A 25202-nucleotide genomic window follows, 5' to 3' on the forward strand; every position below is an offset into this window, starting at 1 on the left:
GTCTCATACACTTTCATTGGTCACTTTAACATCCTCCTATCTTTATTTTACTCATTGTCCGAACAATATAAAACTATTTCCTCACTAACACTAAAGCTTCTTTAATGAGAAAAGCCTATTTATTTAAATCATTAATCCCTATCTTCCCCAAAATTTAACTTGACTTTATTAATAGTAATAATTACTATTGTATAAAATGAAATATGATTTTTAGGAGGAACCTACTTGAACAAACGTTTTTTATCGCTCTTTTTATTATTATGTAGTCTCACCGTCTTTTTTAGCCGATCTCCTTTTGGCAGCAGGATACACGCACAAGATAGTTCGTCTAAACCTTTAGAAATTGTCACCAGCTTCTATCCTATGTATGCCATCACTAAGCAGATTGTGGGAAAGACTCATGACGTAAAAGTAATCAACTCTAGCAAAGGAATCCATGGTTTTGAACCTTCAGCAAATGATATTGCAGCTATCTATAATGCCGATATTTTTATCTATCATTCCAATACCCTCGAATCTTGGACCCAAAATATTAAAGCCAATATGGGAGACTCAAAAGTCGTAATGGTAGAAGCCTCCCGAGGCATGGATTTATTAAAAGTTCAAGGCTTGGAAGAAATAGATGAGATCGAAGGAATGAATACTCAAGCACTTTATGACCCGCATTCATGGCTAGATCCAATTGAAGCTGGACTCGAAGCGCAATTAATTGCCGACCAATTATCAAAAATTGATCCCGATAATCAAGCTACATATCAAGATAATGCTGAAAAATTCAATGAAGAAGCGCAATTGCTTGTCGATAAATATCAAGATAAATTCTCACAACTTACGACTCGCACTTTTATCACTCAACATACCGCATTCTCCTATTTAGCTAACCGCTTTAATCTTACTCAACTGGGAATTGCAGGCGTAAGTTCTGATATTGAACCCTCTTCAAAAAAAATAGTAGAAGTCCAAGAATTTGTCAAAGATCACAATGTTAACACTATTTATGTCGAACCGACTGTTTCTGATAAATCTGCTCGCGTTATTTCAGAAGCAACTGGCACAACAGTCGTTGAACTCAGTCCATTAGAAACAGATCCTCAGAATCAATTATCTTTTCTTGAAAACTTAGAACAAGTCATAGAAACACTTTATTCCACAATAGAAGGAGATCTATCATGATAAGATATAAAAATACTCATAAAATTCTATCCCTTTTCTTTTGTACTCTTATATATATATTCATTCCAGCCTATGTTCGAGCTGAAGAAGATCACAGTATGAATGAAGTCTCTCTTAGCAGTTCAGAATCAAAGCAAGCAGATAAAGATGAAACAAACCTTCAAATTGAAAAACGTAATCAAGAAGCAGTCAGTCTTGATGAGGGAATTGCTGCCGACCAAATCATCGTAAAAATCAATGAAGAAGGTTATGTTACGTCACATGGCGACCATTTCCATTCTTATTCAGGTCACGTCCCTACTGACTCCATCTTTATGGAACAACTATTAGTCTCTGATAACTATACACTGAAAGAAGATGATAAAGTTTCTAAAATTGATGGAGGATGGATTGTCAAAGTAGACAATGAATTTCGTGTTTTTCTAAACAATCCCGAACAAGCCTCCAACATCCGAAGCAGTGAAAATTTAATGTTACAATCTTATGACGTTAATCCTAGCGATGCTCAAGCGATGATCGCTCTTAAACATGATTTACAATCTTCAGAGGATGCTCGTTTCATTGCCTCAGTTGAACAAAGTTATTCATCCATAACAACACAACAAGATAGAGAATTTATTATTGTTTATATAACTGCGAAAGAGTTTCTAGCCTATAATGGAGAAAATTTCTACCTCTTCTTAGAGAAGATACCAGAAACAGGAATCTTCAGCGACCACTTGCTAGTCCCTCAAGAATACTCTCTTAACAAAAAAGACATCCAACAGTCTATTAACGGTGGAGCTATAGTAAAGATAAACGAACAAAACCTCATTTATTTATCTGACCCATCACATAAAGAAAATATTCGTCAACTAAAAAAACAATAAAAACAAAAATCTCCAGCTACTAAAAGCAGGCTGGAGATTTTTATTGAAAGGCTATTTATAAAAGCGGTAAAACTTATATTGTCATTCTTACTTTTCCCCAATTACTGAGGATATTTTTCTTTAAAATCTTTAATTATTTTTGCATTATTCGTTATATGAAGTTGTAACCCTCTTGGATCAACAGTGATCCCTATCAATTTACCAGGATATTCAATATAGTAGGAAACACGATCTACACCAGGTTGCTGAATTTTTTGTTGAATTGTATTATACAGTTCCTGACGATCTTGGTAATTAATAAACGTTAAAATATCTTGAATATCCAATAACCCTAAGCGATGATAATGAAGATACATACTATTATCGGATTCATATTCGTATATTTCTAAATGCTTGGATAATTCATAATGAATGGCCGTCCCATATTCAGTCTGCTTGCTTTCTATTATCGGATTTGATTCTAAAATATAAGCAAAAGTTCCAGCTGTCTCGCTCGGTGAATCCCAATAAATGTAATCAAGATTCAGTTTTTGATTTTTTTGTTTCGTTACTTCTTGATGGCTCGCGTCAGTATCCGACAATGAATCATAACCCATCATTTCCAACAAGTGATCAAATTCATCTGTCAGCTCTTGGTTATTTTCTACGTCTGACCCCATTAATAGGATAATAGGTGTTTTGTCTGGACTCGCAATAATCATCTTCACTTCTTGAGAAAGGCCTTCATTCTCATCAACATATTGATAAAAATACGCCTCCCAATCCTCATCTTTATTCGCCAAAGGGCCCTCTCGCTCAATCTTGACACCCCAATCCTCTAATTCTAACTTGGATTGATCCACAATCTCCTCAACACTAGCTTGTTGAGTGTCCATATAATAACTAGGACTCGTTATAATCAGAAACAAATCTTGATACGCATACTCTTTCAAATCCTGCTGATTCTTCTTTTCTTTCCAATAATTAGGAAGTTCAATTTCAAGTTTACCAAATTCAACAACATCCCCTTGGTCTACTGCTTCTACTGATACATGTCCTAAACCGTTCAAGCTAATCATCCACCAACAGCCGAGAAACAACAGAAGACAGCTGATACTCTTTCTCATTGGTTTTTCCTCATTTCTCTACATAATAGACGCTCGACCACCCAACCATACTATAGCAAAAGTTTTAATTAATTGATAATGATCATTATTAGGAAGACTTTAACTATCTCTTAAAGGCACATAGTGGTTGAAGAACCCCCCACATATTGTGAGAGCATCGAAATAAAAATAAACCTCCCAAAAGATCAAAAAAATTTTGGGAGATTTTAAATGTAAACAGATTATTTTTTTCTCATTGTTTTTCGAATATCTAAAGCAACCGCTACTACAATCACAATCCCTTGAACAACATTGGTCATTTCTGGAGTAATTCCCAAAAATTGTAGGCATGTTTTCAATAATTCAAAAACTAAAACCCCAATTAGGATTCCTGGAACCGTTCCAACACCACCTGAAGTAGAGACTCCTCCAATGGTAGCCGCAGCAATTGCTTCCAGCTCATAACCAGTTCCTGCGGTTACCGCAGCTGATCCTGTTTTGGCAGTTAATAAAAATCCAGCAAGCGCATATAGAATACCGGCCAGCGAATAAATCAATATTTTAGATTTACTTGTATTCACTCCTGAAACTTCTGCTGCGATCTCATTCCCACCAATCGCATACATTTCCTTACCGTATACGGTTCTACGATATAAAATAAACATGATGACTCCAATTGCCAATGCAATAAAAGCAAGATACGGTATTTGAATATCCCCCATCCGTAGACCCAGTGCACCAAATTTAGTGAAATCAGTATTCAATGATCCGATTGGTGCGTTTTGAGATAGCATCATATTTAATCCGTATATTGCAATCTGCATCCCTAGTGTTGCAATAAAAGGTGGGACATTAAATTTAGAAATGATAATTCCATTAATAAGTCCAAAGAAAAGTCCTACTAATAATACAACTCCTAAAGCTACTATAATCGGAGATCCGGCAACATTTGGATACATGACTCCAGGAGCCTCAGCTCTTTGTAAGAATATAGCGGCAACAACTGAGCTGATCCCTACAATTCGACCAGCAGATAAGTCCGTTCCTCGAATAATTAAAGGTCCTGAAATCCCCAACGCTATAATAAATCTTACAGAGACATTCGACAGGATATTTTTCAAATTATTAAAACTCAAAAAGTTTCCCGCACTAAAAGCAGTATAAATGACCATTAATATAATGACGACTACTAATGCATTTTCAATCATCCAATCTTTTAATTTAAATGGTTTTTTTGTTATATTCTTATTCTCTTCTGTCATTCTTTTTCCTCCAAAACTAACGATCATTGCATATATTTCGTTGCTAAATCCATCACTTTTTCCTGTGTGGCTTCTTCTTTATCCAAAAAGCCAGATATTTTTCCTTCACACATGACCATGATGCGGTCAGAAATCCCTAAGATTTCACTCATTTCTGAAGAAATTAATATAACCGATTTTCCAGAACGAGCAAGATTTAAGATTATTTCATAGATTTCAAATTTAGCCCCTACATCAATTCCCCTTGTTGGCTCATCCAAGATAAAGACATCAGGATTCGTTGCCAACCACCGAGCTAATATCACCTTTTGTTGGTTGCCCCCTGATAAATTTTGAATTTCAGTGCTTGAAGAGGGCGTTTTGACTCGCATACTCTTAACGCCTTGTACTACAACATCTTGTATTTTTCTTTCATTCAATAATTTTGAGGCATCTCGATAATTGGGTAAGGAAGCTGTAATAATATTATCTTTCACAGAAAGAACCCCAAATATCCCTGATCCTCGTCTATCTTCCGTTACCAATGCAAAACCTTGTTTGATGGCTTCTTTCGGATTATGATTAATAATCTCTTTGCCTCGATAGATTAACTGGCCATCAGGAAGATATTCTCGCAAACCATAAATAGCTTCCATTAATTCTGTTCGCTGTGCTCCAACCAGACCAGCGACACCTAATATTTCCCCTTCTCTTAAATTAAATGAGCAATTTTGAAAAGAAAGAGGATTAGGGGAAGTAAAATCTTTTACTTCTAATATATTATCGGACTTGGGAGAAAAATCTTTTTCAGGAAATTGATTGACTAACTCACGTCCAACCATATGCTTAATAATTTCTCGTGTGGTAATTTTACTTGATTCATAAGTCCCAATATACTGTCCATCTCTCATAATCGTGATCTCATCTGAAATTTTTAATATCTCATCCATTTTATGAGAAATATAAATAATGCCAATTCCTTCTTGCTTTAATTTATTAATTACCTTAAAAAGAACCTCAACTTCAGACTGAGTTAATGATGAGGTAGGCTCATCCATAATAATTATTTTGGCATTATGAGAAATCGCTTTGGCAATTTCTACAGATTGTTGTTGCGATATGGTAAGATCTCCTAATTTTGTATCTGGAGAAACGGATAATCCTAAAATATCTAAATATTTCTGTGTTTCTTCTTCCATTTTCTTATGGTCAACAGCCCAGCCTTTTTTTGGATAATTCCCTAAAAAGATATTCTCTGCTATCGTCATCTGAGGAATCGGCTGCAATTCTTGATGAATCATCGCAACACCATGATCAATCGCTTCCTTTGAAGTTGAAAAACTTACTTCTTTCCCATCCAATAAGATTTCCCCACTATCGTGATAATAAATACCATACAAGCACTTCATTAAGGTAGACTTTCCAGCACCATTCTCGCCCATCAAAGCATGAACCGTTCCTTTTTTTAAAGTTAACTGAGCTTTGTCTAAAGCTTTGACTCCTGGAAAGACTTTCTCAATGTTTTTCATTTCCAAAACCACATTGCTATCCACACATTTCACATCCTAACTACATTTTAAAGGCTTCTATCCCTTTAAGAATAAGAAGCCTTTATCATTTAATAATTATTATTCTCCGTATGTATCTTTAATCCGTTTTTGATAATCTTCTATGGACTCTTCACGATATTCTGTTCGTTCTAATTCCGCATCTTCTGGTTTTGAAACTTTAATATAATCGTGCCAATAATATGGAGATACTTCTTCACCATTCAATAATTTAACTGCAATATCAGCAGCTGTTCTCGCCTGGTTATAATGATCATTCAATACGGTTCCTGTAAATTCATTATTTTCTAACAGATCCACTACTTCAGGTAAGGCATCTACACCTACAATATAAATGTCTTCATTGATAGTGCGGCCAGCACCTTTGATAGCTTGAACCGCTCCTAAAGCCATTCCATCATTATTTGAAAAGATGACTTCTACTTGTTCCCCATACTGGCTAATTGCGTTTGCTGCAATTTCTTGACCTTTAGCTTGGTCCCAGTTACCTCGTTGTGGCTCACCTAATGATTCTGCTTTAATGGTTTCTGATAATGTTTCCACAGAGTATTTAGTTCTTTGTTCAGCATCTACGTTTCCAGCGTCTCCCATAATCGTAATGTAATTTACGACGCCATCCCCATTGATGTCTCCCTTATTCTCTAATTCGGCAATAATTTCACCTTGGAAGACCCCAGATTGACGAGCATCTACCCCAACATACGTTGTTTTACCTGGCCATAATTCTAAAGTCGACACATCTGGTTCACGATTGATTAATACAACTGGTATGTCAGCATTCATGGCGTTCAATATAATCTGGTCAGCTCCAGTCGGATCCACTAAGTTTGCGATTAGAATATCTTTTCCTTGAGCAATAAAGTTGTTCAATTGTTCGGTCTGAGTGGCTTGGTCATTCTTTCCATCTTGGAATTCAACATTATAGGTATTTCCATCAGCCTCACCTAATTCTTTGAAATAGGTCTCAAGCTCATTTCTAAATAATGTCATAAAATTATCATTGTATTGATAAATAGCCACCCCAACATCATATGTCTCACCTTCTGCCTTAACATTTAATACAGAAAGATTTCCTAACGTAAGGAACGCTAATGCAAAAACTACAAATATTCTTTTCATCTTATTTATCATGTGATTCTCCTTCTTATTTATCTATCGCTACTTTTCTCCCCAACAAGTCATTACACAAATACAAAATGCCATCTTCTACCTGATAATAACCTCCTTAAATAGCATGAAAACAAATTTAATTAAAAACTCACGCTTGAATGTTAAAATATTATGATAAAATGGTGAAAACCCTTACAGGATAGATTATATATTTCTTCCCATCATTTTGATATGGCTTTTAGTAACAAAAATATGTCATTTTGTTGAATGTTTTGTTATTATTATTTTATTAGATACTTAAGGAGAAAAAATGAAAAGTTACTGGAGACATTTCTTACTGGATAATGGCGAAATATCTTTAATTGAGGCAGGGACTCAGAAATATCTTCCAAATCAAATCAATGATTATACGGTAAAACATGATTATGTTTTACATTTAGTTTTATCGGGTAAAGGAATTTATAAAGTGAATAACAAAAGCTATACTTTATCTGCGAATGATTGTTTTGTTCTAAAAAAAAATCATGCTGTTTATTATGCTCCAGATGAAAAGGATCCTTGGACTATTTGCTGGATCGGTCTTGGTGGTAATAATATTAACCATTATCTCAATCATACATTGGTTCTTTCTTCTGATACCTTCCACTTAACTGATCAAAGCAAAGTCTTCAATTACACTATTGATACGGTTACGTTCTTAAGGTATGTCAAAACCTCGGATACAAGCGAGGTTGCTCTTATATACAGTCGGATTTACAAATTAATCTCCTTAATCAATGAAGAACTCTCTGCCAAGAGAATATCAGGAGATCCTTTAGAAAACACTGATCTAACGTTTGCTGAAGAAATTTATGCCTATATTTATGAAAATTTTCAAACCGGCTTAACCATTGAAGATATTGCTAAATATTTTGATATCAGCCGCAACTATCTTTTCAAAATTTGTAAACATTACTACAATCAATCGCCAAAACAAATTGTTCAAGAACTAAGAATGAATCTAGCGGCACAATTATTAAGAGACTCTCATATGAAAATCAATGAGATTTCAGACACGATTGGCTATAAAGACGCTTTTCAATTTTCAAAAATATTCAAAAACTACTATGGCCACTCTCCTTCCCAATTCCGCTTTATAAGTGATGAAGCGATTGATGAAGCTCTATTTATTCGGAATAAGTTTCTTGAGTAATAACACTGCTATTAAATAACAAAAAAAGGAGCTAGGCTTTAGCTCCTTTCAATCTTTTAAACAGGTTTTGTTGTCGACTTAATGACAGTGTAGCCTTGGTTAGTGATAGCTGCTTCAATCTCTGCAATGGATACTTCCTGCTCATTAAAATCTAGCTTTACTTTTCCCGAATTGAATAAAACTTTCACGGTCCCAGTTTCTACTCCTGCCAAATTTTTAACTGCTCCTTCAATTTTTTGCATACAAGATGGACAAGCTAAACTTTCTAATTTAATAATCGCTTTAGTCATATATCTCTTCCTTTCTTTTTCTTAATCATGATAGACTTTATCGGCTTCTGCTAATAAATGATAGACTTCTTTATACGTAGGACATACATCATCAGGCACTTGGTATTGATGTGTGAGCTTTCGTAATGTTTGAAACAATTCATCTAAGTCCAAGTGGTCCAACTCCTCATGTTTAATTTTACTTTGAAGCTCTTGATAAATTTCTCTAACTTCAATAGCTTCAGGATGACTTCTACCATGCACGTTACTTATAGCTTGAGTATAAAGATCCAATTTTTCACTATTTCTTCCCAACCAAGTTTGAATATTCGCCATCATACACTCCTCCTTAATCTTCTTATTTATCATATACGCTAGCCATTCATTTATCCTTGATCTAGATCAAGCTGCCAAACATTTTTCAGTCGATATGATAATAAACGCATAGCATTGAATATCACAACTAGAATACTCCCTTCATGTAAAAGCATTCCTAATGACATATTCATCCAATCACTCATAAGCAAACTCATCAGTAAGAAAAGCACCACACCCACCGCTATCATAATGTTCTGCTTCATATTGGTAACTGCTGCTTTGGCTAATCCTAAGGCATGAGGTAAACGATGAAAGTCAGAATTCATGATGACTACATCTGAGCTTTCAATCGCCACTTCGGTGCCATTTCCCATCGCAATTCCAATTGTAGCAAGTGCAATAGAGGGGCTATCATTCACTCCATCACCTACAAAAGCAACCCTTTTGCCCTCTGCTTGTAATTGTTCAATCATGCTTGCCTTATCTTCTGGTAAGAGGTGTCCATACGCTTTATCAATTCCAACTTCTTGAGCCACAAGATCGACTGTCTTTTGGTTATCACCTGATAGAATCATTAGCTCTTTTATCCCTAACTGTTTAAGCGAATTGAGATCCTCTTTAATTCCAGGTCTCACTTGATCTTGAATTCCCATTAATACTTTCAACTCACCTTCTACCGCTGTCATTACTAATGAATAGCCATTCTCTTCAAAAGCTTGAATATCTTGATGGACTTCCATTCCAATAGGAATTCCTTCTTCTCTCATAAGGCTAAGATTCCCAATAATTATTTGTTGATCTTCAATTTCAGCCTTAATACCTCCACCTTTAATAACCTCAGTCTTCTCTACTTTTACATCCAATGTCTTACCAACTTGATCGATAATCGCCTTAGCCAAAGGATGGTCTGATTCTGCTTCGATAGTAGCTAGGTAGCAGAGTGCCTGATCCGTCTTAGAACCATAGGTTTTAATCCTGGCAACTGAAGGTTTTCCTATTGTAAGAGTTCCGGTTTTATCAAAGACAAAGGTATCCACTTTACTAAATTCATGAATTACTTCACTTCCTTTTAAAAGAATACCATGTTTTGCACCATTACCTATTCCCGCCACATTTGACACAGGCGCTCCTATCACTAGTGCTCCAGGACACCCCAAAACTAGAATGGTAATCGCAAGTTCAACCTCTCGAGTAAATATATAAACAATAAAAGCAAGTAGTAGGACGAAAGGCGTATAATAATTTGAAAATTGGTCAATAAAACGTTCTGCCTCTGATTTTGAATCCTGTGCCTCTTCCACTAAACTAATAATTTTGCCAAATGTTGTCTCCTCGCCCACTTTACTCGTTTCAATCTGAATCGTTCCATTCTCTACAATCGTTCCAGCGTATACTTCTGAACCTACTTCTTTTGCGAGCGGTATCGATTCACCGGTAATAGACGCTTCGTTAATACTGGCTTGCCCTGACACGACTTTACCATCTACTGGAACACGAGCACCGGTTTTTACCATGAGAAGATTCCCCACCTCTACTTCCTCAATGGACACTTCTACAAAACCTTCCTTAGTCTTTAACCACGCAGTCTCGGGAGCCATTTCGGTTAGTTCACGAATCGCAGATCGCGTTTGATTAAGGGTTCTTTGCTCTAAATAAGACCCTAATAAAAATAAAAAGGTTACAATCGCTGCTTCCTCATAATTTTGAATCATAAAAGCTCCAATTGCTGCAATTGTTACAAGAACATCAATACTTACTACTTTTATCCTTAATGCTTGATAAGCTTGATAAGCAATCGGAAAAGTTCCCAAAATACCTGCTATCATAAAAGGATATTGAGAGGCATTCTCCTGTTTAAACACAAACCTTCCTAGAAAAGCAATCAGAATGAGTACCCCACAAAATACCGCCAGTTTATTTTTATTCTTATAAATCCATTTTTGCATTTTATTTCCCCCTCCAACTTTTATTTATCTAGAGTTTACCTAGAATCAAGAGAGGAAACCTTGACCTCTATCAAGAAAAACCACCTTCCTAATTAGGAAGGTGGCTGAATGCTTATTCAGAATAAAGTAGCAAATCATCAACAATCGGTATCTTGATTTTTTTTGAAGATATTTGTTGAATCAAACCTTGCTTTTCTAAATCCTTAAACTTGCGACTAATAGTTTCCGGTGTGGTTCCTAAATAAGAAGCGATATCTTTACGACTAATAGGAAGCTCGAGTTCAATATCTTGGTCTTGATCTCCTTGCACTTGGTCTGCAATAAAAAAAGCAAGACGAGTTCCCACCTGTTCCGTTGATAACTGTGTCGCTTGCTTTTCAGATTGATCGAGACGGCGAGACATCTCACCCAAAAGCTTTAAGGATATCTCAGGATATTCTTTTAAGAATTCTTGCATGTCTTCATGCTGAATCATACAAATTGAGGTCGAACGCATCGCTTGGGCATAATTTTCATGGACATGGCCAGCATTAAACAGAGACCACTCCCCCATAAAATCACCTGCCTGTAAAATCCTGACTAATTGTTCTTTACCAGATTCTACTAAGCGAAACACTCTTACCATGCCAGAATGCAAGACAAATAGATTATTTGTCTGCTCTCCAGCCTGATAAAGATACTCCCCCTTGTCTAATTGTCGATGGCGAACTTTCTCTCTAATTAATGCCATCGATGCTTCATCTAAATGATTAAAAATTGGAACAATCCGAACACAATTATATTTGTGAATCATTCAAGTGCTCCCTTCTTTATATGATATGTTATATGATAGACTAATTCTAAATTTTATAACTTGATTTAGATCAAGATGCACCTCTAAGACTGACGCCCCAACTTCCATTATTGGGTTAATAGTTATACCAAAACCTTATTTAATCCGTTATCATGATGAAGAGTTCGCAATGGTCATTGTTTATTTACTTGCCCAATCAAAAGCTCGCTTCAATTCTTCAGTAACATTCGATTCAAAAATATCACCATGACTAATAATCAATTTGTCCGGATGCCATTTCAAGATTTGTTCAATTTGTTCTCTCACTATATCATGATGGCCCAGAAATGATTTTCTTAAGTCTAAAGGCGTCTTGCCACAAGGCGCTACGATTCCTCCTAATCGATACAAGGTTTTCATCATTCTACTATGGGTCTGACTTAGGCGGTAGTTCTGAATCAAATCGGTCATAATCAATGTACGACTTGATTTATGAAAGAAAATGACTTCTTCAATATAAGCACTTCCCCTAAACACCAGTTGGTCGAGCTCCATTTCCCAATCTTCTGGCGCTTGGTCAAGTAATTCTCGATCAAACACAAAGTGATCATCTTGTTTTCTCAGTTGTTCTTTCAAACCAGGAGGATACCAAGTAATAGCTTGTGGATAAAGAGTTCTCCACTCCTCCATGGAAGCATAGTGAAGTTTATTAGGTGAGACTAAGTGCCGCACGCTGCCCAATTGATTCAGTGAAGTTAGTAAAGAATCCATCGGTTTAATTGGCGAATGGATCCATAACTCATCATCCGCTAATTTAACAACTGTCATCCGAGTAGGGAACGGAATTTTAACGGGACCCACTGTCATATTAATCTGATCTCCGTCCACAATCCATAGATTCTCACTGATTTTCTTTAAATGATAAAGAGGTTGATAAAGATAAATAGACATGATTTTCTCTCTTTTCTATTGAATTATTCAAAGCTTATCCTTTATTTTATTTAAGTATAAAGCGTCTTTTTATCTAATGAATCGGTCTCAAAGCTTATTATCCATCTTCAGTCTAAACTAGCATTTTAAAAGCCCTATTCTCATTTATCTTTCAAGTAAATTTTTTGTGCCACTTCCATAAAAAATTCAATATTTTCAAAAGGGGTTCTCAAAGGGATACTACAGCCAGGAGCTAGACAAAAGCCCTTAGGACTATCACAGCCTTGTTCATAGACCCGCTCTATTTCGGTTTGAATAGCAGGAGGTTGTCCATATAAAAAGGCATTAATGGGATCGACATTGCCCTGTAAGCCAACTTGATCCCCAATCCTTTGCTTCACTTCCATTAAGTTCATTTTCTGATCAATACTCAGCCAATCCAATCCTAAGTGACCGATTGATTCAAGGCTGGGTGAAATGTTGCCACACATATGTAAATTAACCTTTCGTCCATGAAAGTGAATCCGATCCACTAGCTGCTTAAGATAAGGGGCAGCGAACTCATCAAATTGTGTGGGGCCAATCAAATCATTAGAAGCAACAGAATCTGTCAAACCATAGTTAATTTCTAACACACTGAAATGATCAATCATTGCTAGCAAACAATCCGTTATGGCTTGTAACAGTTGGTGAACCTTGGCAGGACTTTTGCGTAATGAACGCATCATTTCCTGCATGGGAATGATACTAATCGCCGTAGAAAAAGGGCCCATTAAATCAAAATCACAAATAACCTCATGACCAATAGTCTCTTGAACTTTTTCAATTGCTTGATAAACCTGTTGTTGTCGCCTATCTTTTTCAAAAGATAATTTATCGAAATTTAATTGATCTACCTCATCAATTTGATTCATTGCATACTCTTTTATCAACGGGGCTGAGTCTTTAACAAAGTTAAACACGGTTCCTAAACTCTGAGGTAAGGCCCAGAGGCCATATTCAATCGAAACATTATCACAGGCAAAACGTCGATAAAACTCAATTTCTCGTCTAGCAAGATAATCAGAAGATTGCTGACATTCCTGATAGCTTAAGCCAAGTAAGCGAGTGGCTACGGTCCCATGAAAAAGCATAATTGGCCAACGATCTAGCTCCTTACCAGTATCCATATAATAAATTCGTTCTTTCGGGGTGAGGGCTTCCATCTGCCACCTCCTCTATCAAAATGATCATCCTTCTAGACAGAGTATAACAAAGCCATTTATAGATAGAAAGACCATCTATTATGACCGAAAATCAATAATAAAAGACAGCCCTTAAAAGAACTGTCCTATAAATGATTATTAATTTGCTTCTTGAACCTCTACCTCTGCAACCACTACTTGTAGCTTTCTTGATATAGACGTTGCTTGAAAAACTTCGCCTGCTTTCAATTTAAAATCTTTAGGGATTTCAACAGACCAATTTCCTTCTTCGTCCACACCTGCTGTAATCATTTGCCCTTTTCCAATATATAAAACAGCAATCGTCGTATTGGTTGAAGCTGTACCACTCACAACATGGTCATTCTCATAAACAGGATTGATCGTCACGAACTGTGCTTGACCCTGATCCGACGTTGATTCTTCTACTTCTTCCGCAACTTCTTCTATAGTTGTTTCAACTGGGTTTTCTTCTACGGTGCTTTCTTCAACCGTTGTGGCAGTTGTCTCCTCAACCTCTGAATCCTCTTGAGCTGACACCTTTGATGTTGTGAATAAACTCCACGCTGAGGATAAAGCAACCATTAGAATTGAAAGCAAAATTATTCTCTTTTTCTTTATCATCTTATTTCCTCTTTTCTTTTTTAAAACCACCATAACACCGGAGAGTCTATTCGACTTACCAACAATTTTAACACCAAAATAACCTTTATAATAGTATTATGCCATACAAATATGAATTTTTAATGAAAACATTAATTAATTATAATTTTACAATGAAAATTACCACATAAAAGAGCCTAGTCACTATCTGCTAGACTCTTTAAAATTTATCCTAGCCTTATTTATGGTAGATATACAGTATCCCTATTCCTAAAACCCCTAACAAAGTCGCAGGAATCAATAACCACGAAGTCTTTTCACCTGTATTAGGAAGCATTGACTGATCAGAGGGAGCAGCCACAGTGGTGGTTGTGGACTCAGAACCAGCTGGATCCTCTACAAAAGCTTCCTGATAAGCAACAGATAAATCTTCAGCGGTCGCCGTCGCATTAATTTGATCTCCATCCAGCAACTCTATGTCTTCTGGTATCGCAACTTCCCAATAACCTTTCTCGTTTGCATCAACTGTCACTTTATCACCTGTCTTTACAAACATTAATGTAATCGTCGCATGGGGACTGCTGTTACCGGTAATGAGACGATCTCCAGCCTGTATATCGTCAATCGAAATAAAATGCTCAACTTGCTCTGATTGAACCGTAGCTTCCGTTGTGACAATTTCTAAATCAGGTGAAGTGGCCGTTGCTTGAATTAAGTCACCTACGGACCATTCATAGGATTCTGGTACTTCAACTGACCAACTTCCTTCTGCATCTACCTCTACTGTCACTTTGTCTCCCGTCGCTTTAAATTGAACGGTAATCGTTGAGCCTGGAAGACTCGTTCCACTTACTGATGACTCATTAACATAAATAGGGTCAAGCGTCACAAAGTGCTCAGCCTCTTCTTCTATCACACGCTCTTCATCCGTAGCTGTTTCTAAATCTACTGAAGTAGAAGATCCATGAACAATTTCACCTACGGTCCACTCATAACCATCTGGTAATGGTGCACTGAATTTCCCTTCTTCATCTGCTTCTACTGTCACTTTTTCCCCAGTAGCATTTAGAAAGAATGTTACCGTCGCCTGGGGACTTGTTTGACCTGTGATGACTGAATCGTTAGATGTAATGGGATCCATTTCCAAATAATGATCTTCTTCTGCATCTTCCTCCTCTACTGCTATTTGATCCTTCTCAACTTGCGAATCAGTAGATGTAGCTGTTGCTTCCAATATTTCTTGCACTTGGAAATCATAAGTTTCAGGAGCAGCAATCATCCATTTCCCTTCTTCATCCGCCTGTGTCACAGGTTCTTCTCCTGTTTGTGGGAAACGTACACTTACTGTTGCATTAGGAGAACTTGTTCCCGAAACAAAACCATCTTCAACGGTTACAGAATCAATCTTTACAAAATGTTCTATGACTTCAGGTTTTTCTTCTTCGGTTGATGCTTCTACGACTATTTCTTTTGTTTCAATCGAACCTTCTGGGCTATGAACGGTTAACGAGAGGCTCTCACCTTCTGCTAATGAATAAGATTCTGGTACACTAAGCGACCAATAACCTAATTCATTAGCTGTGGTAGTCACTTCTTCTCCCGTTTGTGGGAAAACAAGAGAAATCGTTGCATCCCCTATACTCGTTCCCTCAATTACAGCTGACCTTTCATTTACAGGAACAACCGTCACCGATCCTATTGCTTCTTCTTGCGCATAAAGCTTATTGCCACCCATCATTTCTTGACTTATGTCCACTACTGTGACTAGATGAGTCGCCATTAAACCGGTTGCTATTAAGCCTAATACTTTCTTATTTACCATTTTTATAACCTCCCTTTCTTCAATTGCCTTCTTTCACACAACTTGTTAAGCCTTATTAACTGTCTCTATCATAGCAAGAAGTTATTATCGAAGCTTGAACACTTTGTTGATTTATTACACTAAGACAGTGAAAAAAGTTTGAAGAGGTCGGAAAATGATTGAAGAAAGATCGCCAGCCAATTAAATATTCTTTCACTCAAAAGAATAATAAGGAATTTACTAATTAAGAGCATAAAAAAAGTGACCCTTGGCCACTTTTTTATAGATTATTGATCTTTCATCCACTCTAAAGCTTCATTTAACGCATCCTCTGTTTCAACATCAGGTTGGAGAGGAACATTTTCATATTTGGTCCCTTCTCGATCAATAAGGTAGCCCATGGTAATCGCTAATAAGGCTTTATCATATTGATCAAATGTCGAATTAACAGATGTATAAGCGGCTGTTGGTTTGCCAAAGGTTCTCACCTTATCTAATCCCTTAAAAGCCAAAATGGTAATTTCTGCAGAACTAGCTGTTTCTTCATTCATCAGAATGGCTACTGGAACTGGTTTGACTTTTCCAGGATGACTAAGCGTCACTGGACTCCCCCCACCCATCACCTTTCCTTCTGCTAATTTAACCACAGAGTCTGAACTTTTAGCCATCTCAAATGTAATAAGGTCTCCATCAGGTATCAGCGACGATAAACCTGAAATCATCGGGCCCATATCTCCTCCAAAATTATCTCTTAAATCAACTACCACTCCCTTATAATCTTGTTTTTGCAAGGCATCATTCAATTGATTAGCATACTGAGTAATTCCTTCATTATCCCCAGCTCCAACTTCCGGAACCGTCAAAATTAAATAATCACCTTGTTTTTCGATCTTTGGCAAATCGCTATCTTTTACTTTATTATCGATTTCATCCGCTGCTACAAAGAAAGAATGCTTCCCTCCAGCGACTTTTGCCGCTTCTGCTAAGATATCATAGTTATCTTCATAAGATTTCGAATTTTTTACTTGCGTGAGTGCCTCTTTTTGAAAGTCTTTCCATTCTTGACTGTCAGAATTGATTCCCAATTCCATTTGCGCCAGCGCAATTTCAGCATATTTTTGTGGACTAGGTGGAAACAGATAAAGATTAAACATCGGACCCAATTGATAGATCCCAAACAAAACAATGGCCAATAGAGCTAAGGCAGCTCCAATAAAAATTTTATGTATTTTTTTCATCTTATGATCTCCTTTATATCATCACTAACTTTTATCTTTTTGATTTAATTGACGGTACTTTAAGTAACTACTGAGAGTTCGATAAACAAAATAAATCAACATGACAACCCAAAAAAGGTCACTAAATATTCTTAGTAGCGCAAATGGCGTTTCAAAGAGAAAAGCTTGCCAGAACTCAGTTCCTTGTCGCTCCCATAAACCCTGTGTCAAATACGCGCTCTTAGGATTCAAGAAAAAAGAATTACTATAATTTCTCAGAGCTGAATTCATCATTAAGAGGTAGAAAGGAATCCACATTAGCCCCTGCATACTATATCGTTTGTATAATTGCGCTTGGGACTCAGGGCTTGAATAAATAAATTCTTCTGTTTCGGGTGAACTTTGTTGAAAATAGCGATAACCATTCCATCGACTTCCTTTCAATAATTGCCACCCCATATCTTCAAACAAAGCCAAATAATCTTCGTAATCCGCTTGATTTTTCATCTCGCGATAATCAATTCTGACTGTCGGAATAAAGTCGCTTTCAACTTTCTTAAAGATATATTTAAAGCCACTTAATATTTCTACAAGCTGATAACCTTCCAGTTGTTGACCATTGATCCATTTCTCTTCCTGTTCAAGATCCGCAAATAAAAATAAATGATATTTTACCTTAATTTCTTCCATTGCTATCTCCCTTTCATCATACTGTGAGCAAGTTCTAGTATATTTTCCATACGCTTGGTTTCTGCTTGTAAAACTTCCATTCCTTCTTCCGTAATTTGATAAACTTTACGACGTTTATCCTCACTTGGGACCGTTGTGATCCATTTTTGTTTTAATAAATTATCCAAAGCTCCATACATGGTTCCTGCCGCAATCTTCACTTCATGGTTACTTAAATCTTCGACTTTTTGCATAATGACGTAGCCATGTCCTGGTTCAATTAAAGCGAGTAAAATTAAATACGTTGTTTCTGTTAAAGGTAAACTCTTATGTCTCATCAAATAATCGCCTCCAATTATAAAGAATAACTATTTAGTTAAACTGTATAGTTGAATTATATATCGCCAAACTGTATAAATCAACTAAAATCTTTTCCTTCTAAGCAAATAACTTTATATTTAACACAATTTTGTTATACTTCAGTTTAAGAGGAGATGATAACATGAAAAAAACATTATTAGGAATTGTGACTACATTGGGCTTATTATGCTCGCCCATAGCTAATATTAAAGCTCAAGATGCGAGTGAAGCCCAAAAGGTTTTGGATGAGGTGACCAAATTATTCCAAAAAGAATTTTCTGATGGCGAGATCCATCAAGTTGATGTTGATTATGAAAAGGATTCTACTTATACCGTGTCAATAGACGCTTATGTAGGCGATAAAAGTTATGAAATTGACTACCGATCACAAGATGGTAAACTGGAAGAAATAGATCGCGAAGAAGAAACAACCGATCAAAAAGATGAAGAAGTGCTCGACTTTGAAAAACTTATTTCGCTTGAAGAGGCGAATGAACTCGCACTGGCTGAAGTTGATCTTACTGCCCCTACTTCATGGACGCTTGATAGTGAAGATGATGGAGCAATTGAATGGGAAATTGAATTTGATGAAGAAGAAAATCAAAATAAAGAAGCATCTGTCACAATTGATGCTGCTTCCAGCGATATTCTGGAAGTAGAACAAGACTAAGCAAGTATTTATTTCAAGAGGGCTAATGCCCTCTTTTTATATGAAAAAACCTTTTAGAACCACTTTTCTATCATTTACTGATATGATAGTCATAAAGGAGGGACTCAAATGGAAACGGTTGAATTGTTCACTCGGCAACATATCAATTCGATTTATGAAATCAAAAATAAAGGCTTTATGACCAATAAAGAAGTGTATGTTCGACTTCATATGGGAAAAGATGCTAACTATTTCATTGAACGATACAAAAACTTTATGACATTAGCTGAAAAACGGTTACCCAAACCCAAATATGCTGACTTCCCTATCTGGACTTCCATCAGCAAGAATAATTGTTTAAAACCTGTCCCAAACTCTCTCGTTTATTGCTTAACAGTACCCAAAGAAGAAGTTATCTATTTTGATGGAATGAAATGGGACTATGTTTTAAATTATCTCTATATTCCCATCGACACGGAGGACGCAGAATCTCACAAAGCAGAACTCGATCGACTTGGAATTGAAAGCGAACATTATATAATAAATGGGAAATATAAAGGATGGTTCCCCCAACTGGAACAAAAAATAAGAGCAAGTTGGGATCAAATCTTTACGATTGACTCCTGGAATGATTTTAACGTACAAGCTAACCTTTGGCAGATAAAAAAAGAATGGATCACGCGCATCCTATATGTCGGGGATGATATTTTTGAAGAAAGCGATCCAAATTTAACATTTGATCAAATATATGAAAATCTTAAAGAACGAACAATTGTCCAATAATCATTGCATACAAAAAAGAGGCCAATGGCCTCTTTTTTAGAATATTAATTTTTATCAGGCTGATTTACAGCCCTAAAATTCCTCGATCATCACGAGCAATATTATTCTCGAATTGCTACGAGTCTTCCAACTACTTCGCCTCGTTCCAATTGTTCGATACCTGCTGGGATCTCTGCAAATGTAATCTCCGTTAAAGTTGGATTTAATTTTCCAGACTGCATCAGTTCATAAACATCTGCCATATCCTCTTTGGTTCCACCGTTCGAGCCTAATACCGCTCTTTCTCCTAGAATAAAATCATTGACATTTAGGGTCGTTTCTAATTTGCCCATTCCTACTAATACGACTTTACCCTGAGCTTTAACCGTAGCTAAAGCTTCGCGTGTTGTAGTATCAAAGCCTGCATAGTCAATAATAAGATCTAATTCTTCTTCTTTGAATTCAGTGATACTTTGAGCCACTTTCTTAGCTCCTAACTCCTGAGCTAATTTCAATGCGTGATCACTGGTATCTACAGCGTATACTTCTAGTCCTTTTGCGACCGCTGCTTGTAGACCAAATTGCCCAAGACCACCGATTCCGATCATTCCAACCTTTTGTCCAGCTTCTGCACCACCAATCGTAAAAATAGCATGATAAGAGGTCATTCCAGCATCCGTTCCGGCTGCTGCCATTTTAAACGATAATCCGTCAGGTATTTTAACCAAATCAGCTGCTGGAGCTGTGGTCTTTTCAGCAAAACCACCGTCACGTGAATAACCTGGTGCCCCTTCGCCACTTGGACCTGTTGGACAAACAGCCACTTTATCCCCAACAGCAAATTCTGTCACACCTTCACCAAGTTCTGTAATCACTCCTGCTATTTCATGTCCCATCACAATTGGAGTCTTGGCAATAATGCCCATCCAACCTGGGTCACGTAAAACTCCTACATCAGAATGACATAAACCCGCTGCCTTCACATCGATAACTACATAACCAGCTGGTGCTTTTGGTTCTTCTATTTCTGCTTCAATTAGCGGCTCATTTGTTCCTGTAAAATGCCATGCCTTCATCTAATTCATCCTCTCCATAATCTCTTACTTTTTATCATAGCCGATTCTAATCCTTGAATCTATCAATACCCCTTTTACACTTATGAGCTTACCTAATAAGCCTCCAAAAATCTAAGACAAATCCACTTTAAACTTTTTCAAAAAATATCCCCATTCAATTATTTCTCGCTTGAATTGACAGACAATTATGGTATTATTTTAAACATTGTCATTTATCTGAATGTCATTCTAGTCATTATTAATCATTAAATAAGGAGGAAACGATATGCAAAATAATTTTTGGCAAGATTTACCGAAGCCTTTCTTTATTTTAGCTCCAATGGAAGATGTCACGGATATAGCCTTTCGCCATGTGATTGCTCAAGCTGGACGTCCAGATGTTTTCTTCACAGAATTTACTAATTCGGAATCCTATTGCCACCCTGTCGGGCAAGATTCTGTCAAAGGACGCCTCACTTTCTCGGAGGATGAGCAACCGATCGTCGCACATATCTGGGGTGATAAACCAGAATTTTTTGAACAGATGTCAAAAGGCATGCGTGATTTAGGGTTCGCAGGGGTGGACATTAATATGGGATGCCCTGCCCCAAATGTCTTTAAGCATGGGCGAGGCTCAGGACTGATCTTAAGACCACAAGTTGCAGCCGATTTAATCTCAGCCAGCAAAAAATCCGGCCTTCCTATTTCTGTCAAGACACGTCTTGGTCACCATAAAGTAGAAGAATACAAAAATTGGTTGAGTCATCTTTTTGAACAAGACATTGCCAATTTATCCATTCATTTACGAACTAAAACAGAAATGTCCAAAGTAGAGGCTCATTGGGAATTAATTGGTGATATTAAAGCATTACGCGATCAAATTGCGCCCCAAACATTACTTACCATTAATGGCGACATCCCCAACCGCCAAGTTGGTTTAGAATTAGCTCAACAATATGGAGTTGATGGTGTTATGATTGGTCGAGGAGTGTTTACCAATCCTTTTGCCTTTGAGAAAGAACCGCGACCACACAGTCCTAAAGAACACATTGACCTCTTCCGTTACCATCTAGAACTATTTGATTGTCATCTTTCCAAACCTCTGGCAGCTCTTAGACGCTCCTTTAAAATCTATATCCGAGACTTTAAAGGAGCTAGTGATTTAAGAATTCAATTAATGGAAGCCGAGACAACTGATCAAGCGCGCCACTTATTAGATGAATTTGAAGCAAAACATTTTATGTAAAACGATTAACATACTAGTCAAGATAATATGATGATCCATATAGCGATTCAATAGAAGAGCGATCCTTTTCCATAAAGGTTGGCAGCCTTAAAGGTAGAGTCTCCAACCTTCCTGTCTGTTCTTGATCAGAATACAAAATATCTCCAAAATGGATAGGCGTTGAAAGTTCAAATACAATCTGATTATCCTCACGGAAATAAAGGGCCTGGAAAAATTCTCGGTCCTTTTTTCCAGTATGATAATACCCTGCTTCTAATAAAGTACTACTCATCTCTTCTAGTTCTACTTCTGAACTTAACCCAAAAGCAACATGGTGCATGCCTCCTACTCCTAAGCGTTCTCTCGGACTCTGGCGATCTTCAATTAAATGAACTTGCTGATGAAAATGATTATGTACCTGAAGAATAGTGATGGGAAAACCTTCAAACTCTTGCTCAAACGAATCAACAAAACCAAGAAATTCTTCCAGCAGTTGACACGTTACCTCTCGCTTCACGACCCTTAAATGAACCTGTCCTATCCCAATAATCGCTTCTTCTCGAGGGATATCTCCTAATAAAAAAGGTTTTGAATCCTTAATTTCTTGATTAGCTTTCACCATCCCTAAGCGCATTCCCTCTGGATCTTCAAAGAAAAGAGCCTCCTGCCCCAGATAATCAAGCAACTGATACCTCACTCCCATCCGATCGAATCGCTGAGTCCAAAAGTCGAAAGTGGCAGTCTTAGATACCAAAAAGACAACACGATCAATCCCTTTCGTTCCATGTTGGTGCTGAACATGATCTTTCATCTCAAAAATAGTGAATTCTGTTCCCGCTCTTCCTTCTTGATCACCATAAAACAAATGGTACATAGCAGGATTCTCTTGATTAACTGTTTTAATTAATAATTTCATTCCCAATACTTGATGGTAGAAGGAATGAGCCTGATGAGCATCACTCACTAAAACCGACACATGATGAATTCCAGCAGCCTCTTTCATCATTATTATCCTCCTAACTTTTAATCTAAACACATGACCCACACAAAGGAGTCTCCCCTTCATTACTAATAGCTTATCTCCGTACACTCTCTTTCATTTTAGCATGGCTTTATCGAGACATGCTGTTAATTGCTCATAAACTTATCTCCAGAATAATGAAAACTTTACTGTAATATTGTTACCGATTTTGTAAAAAAAATGATATACTGTAGTAAAGGAAGGTGTTAAAAACTATGAATAAGAAAAAATGGATTGTCGTAGCATTTGCTTTAATTTTATTAATTGCTTCTGCTTTTGCCAATAAAAATAAAGCCACAATGGAAGATTTTTTAAATCAAAAACAGTCAGCACAATTAACAGGTCTCCTGAACAATGAACCGGTCTATGAAGAGAAAGTTCGCGAAGAGGGATCTTCTGATCAAAGAATTCTAGTCATCCCGATTGAAGGTGCCATTGGTCCAACGAATGCTTCTTATAATCATGAACTCATTCTAGATACCATTGAACAGATCAGAACAGATGAAACCATCAAGGCTGTCCTTTTAGAAATTGATTCCCCAGGTGGAGCCGTTTACCATACTCGTGAAGCCTATGACTTATTCAAAGAAGTCTTAGCAGAACACGATATCCCTGTTTATGCCAGCATGGGCTCAATGGCTGCTTCAGGTGGCTATTACTATGCCATGTTAGCTGATAAGGTTTATGCAAGTCCCGAAACAATTACTGGATCGATCGGTGTGATTGCTTCAAGTATGAACGTTGAAGAATTGTACAAAAAAATCGGGGTGAAGCCTCAAGTCTTTAAATCAGGAGATCTTAAAGATATCGGTTCAGGCGCTCGTGAAATGACAGACGAAGAGAAGAAAGTCATGCAAGGTTATATTGACGAAGCTTTCAACCGTTTCGTTCAAGTCGTGACTGAAGGACGCGAAATGTCTGAAGAACGCGTTCGCGAACTAGCAGATGGTCGCATCTATACAGGGACTCAAGCAAAAGAAAATGGTTTAATTGATGATTTAGCCTACTATCGCGATGTTGTGGAGATCATTCGTGAAGAAAACAACTTAGCAGACGCCCAAGTCTTTGAAAAAATTGAATCATACAGTAATTTTAATAACTTCTTCCCAACCGGATTTATGGAATCCGAAACACCTGATTATGCGGAACAATTTGACAAAATCCTTAATCGTGTGGAAGAAGAAACCACTCCTCACCTAGAATATCGTTGGGAAGGTGGCCTATAAAATGAAACAAGAACAATTTGACAAAGACCAACTGGTCGAATTGTTAGGAGGTAAAGATCCTGCTGATATCGAGCCAGTTCATGAAGATTTACATGACCAAGACAATGAAATACTGCCAGAAAAGTCTCCCATCCATGAAGAAAATTCGCTCAATGATTCAGAACTTCTCCAAACTAAATCTGATCAAGAACGTACAACAAATACAACTGAATCAGAAACGATCACTGAAGAAACGAAAGTCTCTATCGACACAGAAGGTACAGACTCTAGCTCTCCTTCTACGAAGGCAAGCGCCGCTGGTCTAGCACCTAAAAATCTTAAACATGAGACGAATGCTGCTCCTTCTCCAGATGATATTTCTGAAAAAGAACTAGCTTTAAAGCGTGATCAAAGTCTCAATCATGGCTATGATCGTTTACCTAATGAAGTTTTTGCTGGCTTTTGGGTAAGATTAGCTGCTTATATTTGTGACTGGATCTTCGTTCATCTATTAACTGAAATTATTTTTGGCTTTGCAGGTCCCTATATTAATCTCAACCTCGGCCAATGGGAATCTTTAGCCATCTCAATGGCAAGATTATTAATTTTCTGTTTATACTTTACCTTTATGACAGCCCTCTTGAAGGGACAAACACCTGGTAAAATTCTATTTAGACTAAGAACAGTGAGTCTTCAGACAGAAGATCAAAAAATTCCTTTCTCTGCTCTACTAACCCGCGAATTCTTTGGTCGTATCATTTTCTACTATGCTGCTTGGATCATGATTATCTTAGTCTTCACCAATAAGCATCAACATCCTATTGATATGCTTACCGATACCGCCGTCATTAATGAAAAATACCTCGATGCTTTTGCGAAATGGCAATTAGCTTAAAAGACTGAATAGAAAGCCCCCAAAAAGTTGAACTTTTTGGGGGCTTATTTTTGAACCACATTTAT

25 protein-coding genes are annotated in these 25202 nt (G+C 37.0%); 8 read left to right on the forward strand and 17 right to left on the reverse strand.

The window, feature by feature from the left end; genetic code table 11:
* Nucleotides 1-225: 225 nt before the first annotated feature.
* Nucleotides 226-1173 (forward strand): metal ABC transporter solute-binding protein, Zn/Mn family, encoded by a 948-nt coding sequence (locus HZY91_RS08930; RefSeq protein ID WP_197115930.1) that lies wholly within the window; start codon nt 226-228, stop codon nt 1171-1173.
* Complete coding sequence (locus tag HZY91_RS08935; RefSeq protein ID WP_197115931.1) at nt 1170-2042, forward strand: pneumococcal-type histidine triad protein; 873 nt, start codon at nt 1170-1172, stop codon at nt 2040-2042. The genes HZY91_RS08930 and HZY91_RS08935 overlap by 4 nt, the downstream gene beginning before the upstream one ends.
* Before the next feature lie 101 nt (nt 2043-2143).
* Here HZY91_RS08935 and HZY91_RS08940 read toward each other — a convergent pair whose 3' ends face one another.
* The 4 genes from HZY91_RS08940 to HZY91_RS08955 form a co-directional block, all read right to left on the reverse strand.
* Nucleotides 2144-3148, reverse strand: coding sequence for a hypothetical protein (locus HZY91_RS08940; protein WP_197115932.1), 1005 nt, complete (start codon nt 3146-3148; stop codon nt 2144-2146).
* Nucleotides 3149-3369: 221 nt separating this feature from the next.
* Entirely contained in the window at nt 3370-4389 is a 1020-nt protein-coding gene (locus tag HZY91_RS08945; protein WP_197115933.1) for an ABC transporter permease subunit, read from the reverse strand.
* Between the two features lie 23 nt (nt 4390-4412).
* A complete protein-coding gene (locus tag HZY91_RS08950) occupies nt 4413-5921 on the reverse strand; it encodes a sugar ABC transporter ATP-binding protein (RefSeq protein WP_197115934.1) in 1509 nt (502 codons plus the stop codon).
* A gap of 75 nt (nt 5922-5996) precedes the next feature.
* Nucleotides 5997-7067, reverse strand: coding sequence for a galactose ABC transporter substrate-binding protein (locus tag HZY91_RS08955; RefSeq protein ID WP_235991627.1), 1071 nt, complete (start codon nt 7065-7067; stop codon nt 5997-5999).
* Between the two features lie 289 nt (nt 7068-7356).
* Here HZY91_RS08955 and HZY91_RS08960 point away from each other — a divergent pair, with 289 nt between their 5' ends.
* The gene (locus tag HZY91_RS08960) at nt 7357-8238 is read left to right on the forward strand and encodes a helix-turn-helix domain-containing protein (RefSeq protein WP_197115935.1); all 882 of its coding nucleotides are present in this window, start codon (nt 7357-7359) and stop codon (nt 8236-8238) included.
* Nucleotides 8239-8294: 56 nt separating this feature from the next.
* Here HZY91_RS08960 and HZY91_RS08965 read toward each other — a convergent pair whose 3' ends face one another.
* The 11 genes from HZY91_RS08965 to HZY91_RS09015 all read right to left on the reverse strand — a co-directional run bounded on the left by HZY91_RS08965 (nt 8295) and on the right by HZY91_RS09015 (nt 18306).
* Nucleotides 8295-8528, reverse strand: a complete 234-nt coding sequence (locus tag HZY91_RS08965; RefSeq protein ID WP_197115936.1) for a heavy-metal-associated domain-containing protein — start codon at nt 8526-8528, stop codon at nt 8295-8297.
* A 21-nt stretch (nt 8529-8549) separates the two neighbouring features.
* Nucleotides 8550-8843, reverse strand: coding sequence for an iron-sulfur cluster repair di-iron protein, ric (locus HZY91_RS08970; protein WP_197115937.1), 294 nt, complete (start codon nt 8841-8843; stop codon nt 8550-8552).
* 50 nt (nt 8844-8893) lie between these two features.
* A complete protein-coding gene (locus HZY91_RS08975) occupies nt 8894-10771 on the reverse strand; it encodes a heavy metal translocating P-type ATPase (RefSeq protein ID WP_197115938.1) in 1878 nt (625 codons plus the stop codon).
* Between the two features lie 112 nt (nt 10772-10883).
* Complete coding sequence (locus HZY91_RS08980; protein WP_235991550.1) at nt 10884-11564, reverse strand: Crp/Fnr family transcriptional regulator; 681 nt, start codon at nt 11562-11564, stop codon at nt 10884-10886.
* Between the two features lie 180 nt (nt 11565-11744).
* On the reverse strand, nt 11745-12494 hold the full coding sequence (locus HZY91_RS08985; RefSeq protein ID WP_197115939.1) for a DUF4336 domain-containing protein: 750 nt from the start codon (nt 12492-12494) through the stop codon (nt 11745-11747).
* A gap of 140 nt (nt 12495-12634) precedes the next feature.
* On the reverse strand, nt 12635-13678 hold the full coding sequence (locus HZY91_RS08990; protein ID WP_197115940.1) for a uroporphyrinogen decarboxylase family protein: 1044 nt from the start codon (nt 13676-13678) through the stop codon (nt 12635-12637).
* Nucleotides 13679-13816: 138 nt separating this feature from the next.
* The gene (locus HZY91_RS08995; protein ID WP_197115941.1) at nt 13817-14299 is read right to left on the reverse strand and encodes a hypothetical protein; all 483 of its coding nucleotides are present in this window, start codon (nt 14297-14299) and stop codon (nt 13817-13819) included.
* Nucleotides 14300-14516: 217 nt separating this feature from the next.
* Entirely contained in the window at nt 14517-16100 is a 1584-nt protein-coding gene (locus tag HZY91_RS09000) for a hypothetical protein (RefSeq protein ID WP_197115942.1), read from the reverse strand.
* 266 nt (nt 16101-16366) lie between these two features.
* Entirely contained in the window at nt 16367-17317 is a 951-nt protein-coding gene (locus HZY91_RS09005; protein ID WP_197115943.1) for a S41 family peptidase, read from the reverse strand.
* A gap of 24 nt (nt 17318-17341) precedes the next feature.
* Entirely contained in the window at nt 17342-17986 is a 645-nt protein-coding gene (locus HZY91_RS09010; protein ID WP_197115944.1) for a DUF2812 domain-containing protein, read from the reverse strand.
* A 2-nt stretch (nt 17987-17988) separates the two neighbouring features.
* Nucleotides 17989-18306 (reverse strand): PadR family transcriptional regulator, encoded by a 318-nt coding sequence (locus tag HZY91_RS09015; RefSeq protein ID WP_197115945.1) that lies wholly within the window; start codon nt 18304-18306, stop codon nt 17989-17991.
* Nucleotides 18307-18467: 161 nt separating this feature from the next.
* Between HZY91_RS09015 and HZY91_RS09020 the strand changes: the two genes are divergently transcribed.
* A complete protein-coding gene (locus HZY91_RS09020; RefSeq protein ID WP_197115946.1) occupies nt 18468-18995 on the forward strand; it encodes a PepSY domain-containing protein in 528 nt (175 codons plus the stop codon).
* Nucleotides 18996-19103: 108 nt separating this feature from the next.
* Nucleotides 19104-19757: a DUF3841 domain-containing protein gene (locus tag HZY91_RS09025; RefSeq protein WP_197115947.1), complete on the forward strand. Its 654-nt coding sequence runs from the start codon at nt 19104-19106 to the stop codon at nt 19755-19757.
* Nucleotides 19758-19858: 101 nt separating this feature from the next.
* Here HZY91_RS09025 and HZY91_RS09030 read toward each other — a convergent pair whose 3' ends face one another.
* A complete protein-coding gene (locus HZY91_RS09030) occupies nt 19859-20812 on the reverse strand; it encodes a zinc-binding dehydrogenase (RefSeq protein ID WP_197115948.1) in 954 nt (317 codons plus the stop codon).
* 265 nt (nt 20813-21077) lie between these two features.
* Here HZY91_RS09030 and HZY91_RS09035 point away from each other — a divergent pair, with 265 nt between their 5' ends.
* Nucleotides 21078-22037, forward strand: a complete 960-nt coding sequence (locus HZY91_RS09035; RefSeq protein ID WP_197115949.1) for a tRNA dihydrouridine synthase — start codon at nt 21078-21080, stop codon at nt 22035-22037.
* Nucleotides 22038-22050: 13 nt separating this feature from the next.
* On the opposite strand, the gene HZY91_RS09040 is transcribed toward HZY91_RS09035, so the two are convergent.
* Nucleotides 22051-23022, reverse strand: coding sequence for a VOC family protein (locus HZY91_RS09040; protein WP_197115950.1), 972 nt, complete (start codon nt 23020-23022; stop codon nt 22051-22053).
* A gap of 230 nt (nt 23023-23252) precedes the next feature.
* Here HZY91_RS09040 and sppA point away from each other — a divergent pair, with 230 nt between their 5' ends.
* Nucleotides 23253-24263 carry a signal peptide peptidase SppA gene (gene sppA / locus HZY91_RS09045; protein ID WP_197115951.1) on the forward strand — a complete coding sequence of 337 codons (1011 nt, stop codon included), beginning with the start codon at nt 23253-23255 and terminating at the stop codon, nt 24261-24263.
* A gap of 1 nt (nt 24264) precedes the next feature.
* Complete coding sequence (locus tag HZY91_RS09050; protein ID WP_197115952.1) at nt 24265-25137, forward strand: RDD family protein; 873 nt, start codon at nt 24265-24267, stop codon at nt 25135-25137.
* Nucleotides 25138-25202 lie beyond the last annotated feature (65 nt).

The organism is Facklamia lactis (genome assembly GCF_015863205.1).
GTDB classification, from domain to species: domain Bacteria; phylum Bacillota; class Bacilli; order Lactobacillales; family Aerococcaceae; genus Facklamia; species Facklamia lactis.

Bases quoted from the DNA above. Each gene is read 5' to 3' on its own strand.
- HZY91_RS08935 (WP_197115931.1), top strand. From the start codon at position 1,170: ATGATAAGATATAAAAATACTCATAAAATTCTATCCCTTTTCTTTTGT.
- HZY91_RS08940 (WP_197115932.1), bottom strand. From the start codon at position 3,148: ATGAGAAAGAGTATCAGCTGTCTTCTGTTGTTTCTCGGCTGTTGGTGG.
- HZY91_RS08945 (WP_197115933.1), bottom strand. From the start codon at position 4,389: ATGACAGAAGAGAATAAGAATATAACAAAAAAACCATTTAAATTAAAA.
- HZY91_RS08955 (WP_235991627.1), bottom strand. From the start codon at position 7,067: ATGATAAATAAGATGAAAAGAATATTTGTAGTTTTTGCATTAGCGTTC.
- HZY91_RS08960 (WP_197115935.1), top strand. From the start codon at position 7,357: ATGAAAAGTTACTGGAGACATTTCTTACTGGATAATGGCGAAATATCT.
- HZY91_RS08965 (WP_197115936.1), bottom strand. From the start codon at position 8,528: ATGACTAAAGCGATTATTAAATTAGAAAGTTTAGCTTGTCCATCTTGT.
- HZY91_RS08970 (WP_197115937.1), bottom strand. From the start codon at position 8,843: ATGGCGAATATTCAAACTTGGTTGGGAAGAAATAGTGAAAAATTGGAT.
- HZY91_RS08975 (WP_197115938.1), bottom strand. From the start codon at position 10,771: ATGCAAAAATGGATTTATAAGAATAAAAATAAACTGGCGGTATTTTGT.
- HZY91_RS08980 (WP_235991550.1), bottom strand. From the start codon at position 11,564: ATGATTCACAAATATAATTGTGTTCGGATTGTTCCAATTTTTAATCAT.
- HZY91_RS08985 (WP_197115939.1), bottom strand. From the start codon at position 12,494: ATGTCTATTTATCTTTATCAACCTCTTTATCATTTAAAGAAAATCAGT.
- HZY91_RS08990 (WP_197115940.1), bottom strand. From the start codon at position 13,678: ATGGAAGCCCTCACCCCGAAAGAACGAATTTATTATATGGATACTGGT.
- HZY91_RS08995 (WP_197115941.1), bottom strand. From the start codon at position 14,299: ATGATAAAGAAAAAGAGAATAATTTTGCTTTCAATTCTAATGGTTGCT.
- HZY91_RS09000 (WP_197115942.1), bottom strand. From the start codon at position 16,100: ATGGTAAATAAGAAAGTATTAGGCTTAATAGCAACCGGTTTAATGGCG.
- HZY91_RS09005 (WP_197115943.1), bottom strand. From the start codon at position 17,317: ATGAAAAAAATACATAAAATTTTTATTGGAGCTGCCTTAGCTCTATTG.
- HZY91_RS09010 (WP_197115944.1), bottom strand. From the start codon at position 17,986: ATGGAAGAAATTAAGGTAAAATATCATTTATTTTTATTTGCGGATCTT.
- HZY91_RS09020 (WP_197115946.1), top strand. From the start codon at position 18,468: ATGAAAAAAACATTATTAGGAATTGTGACTACATTGGGCTTATTATGC.
- HZY91_RS09025 (WP_197115947.1), top strand. From the start codon at position 19,104: ATGGAAACGGTTGAATTGTTCACTCGGCAACATATCAATTCGATTTAT.
- HZY91_RS09030 (WP_197115948.1), bottom strand. From the start codon at position 20,812: ATGAAGGCATGGCATTTTACAGGAACAAATGAGCCGCTAATTGAAGCA.
- HZY91_RS09035 (WP_197115949.1), top strand. From the start codon at position 21,078: ATGCAAAATAATTTTTGGCAAGATTTACCGAAGCCTTTCTTTATTTTA.
- HZY91_RS09040 (WP_197115950.1), bottom strand. From the start codon at position 23,022: ATGATGAAAGAGGCTGCTGGAATTCATCATGTGTCGGTTTTAGTGAGT.
- sppA (WP_197115951.1), top strand. From the start codon at position 23,253: ATGAATAAGAAAAAATGGATTGTCGTAGCATTTGCTTTAATTTTATTA.
- HZY91_RS09050 (WP_197115952.1), top strand. From the start codon at position 24,265: ATGAAACAAGAACAATTTGACAAAGACCAACTGGTCGAATTGTTAGGA.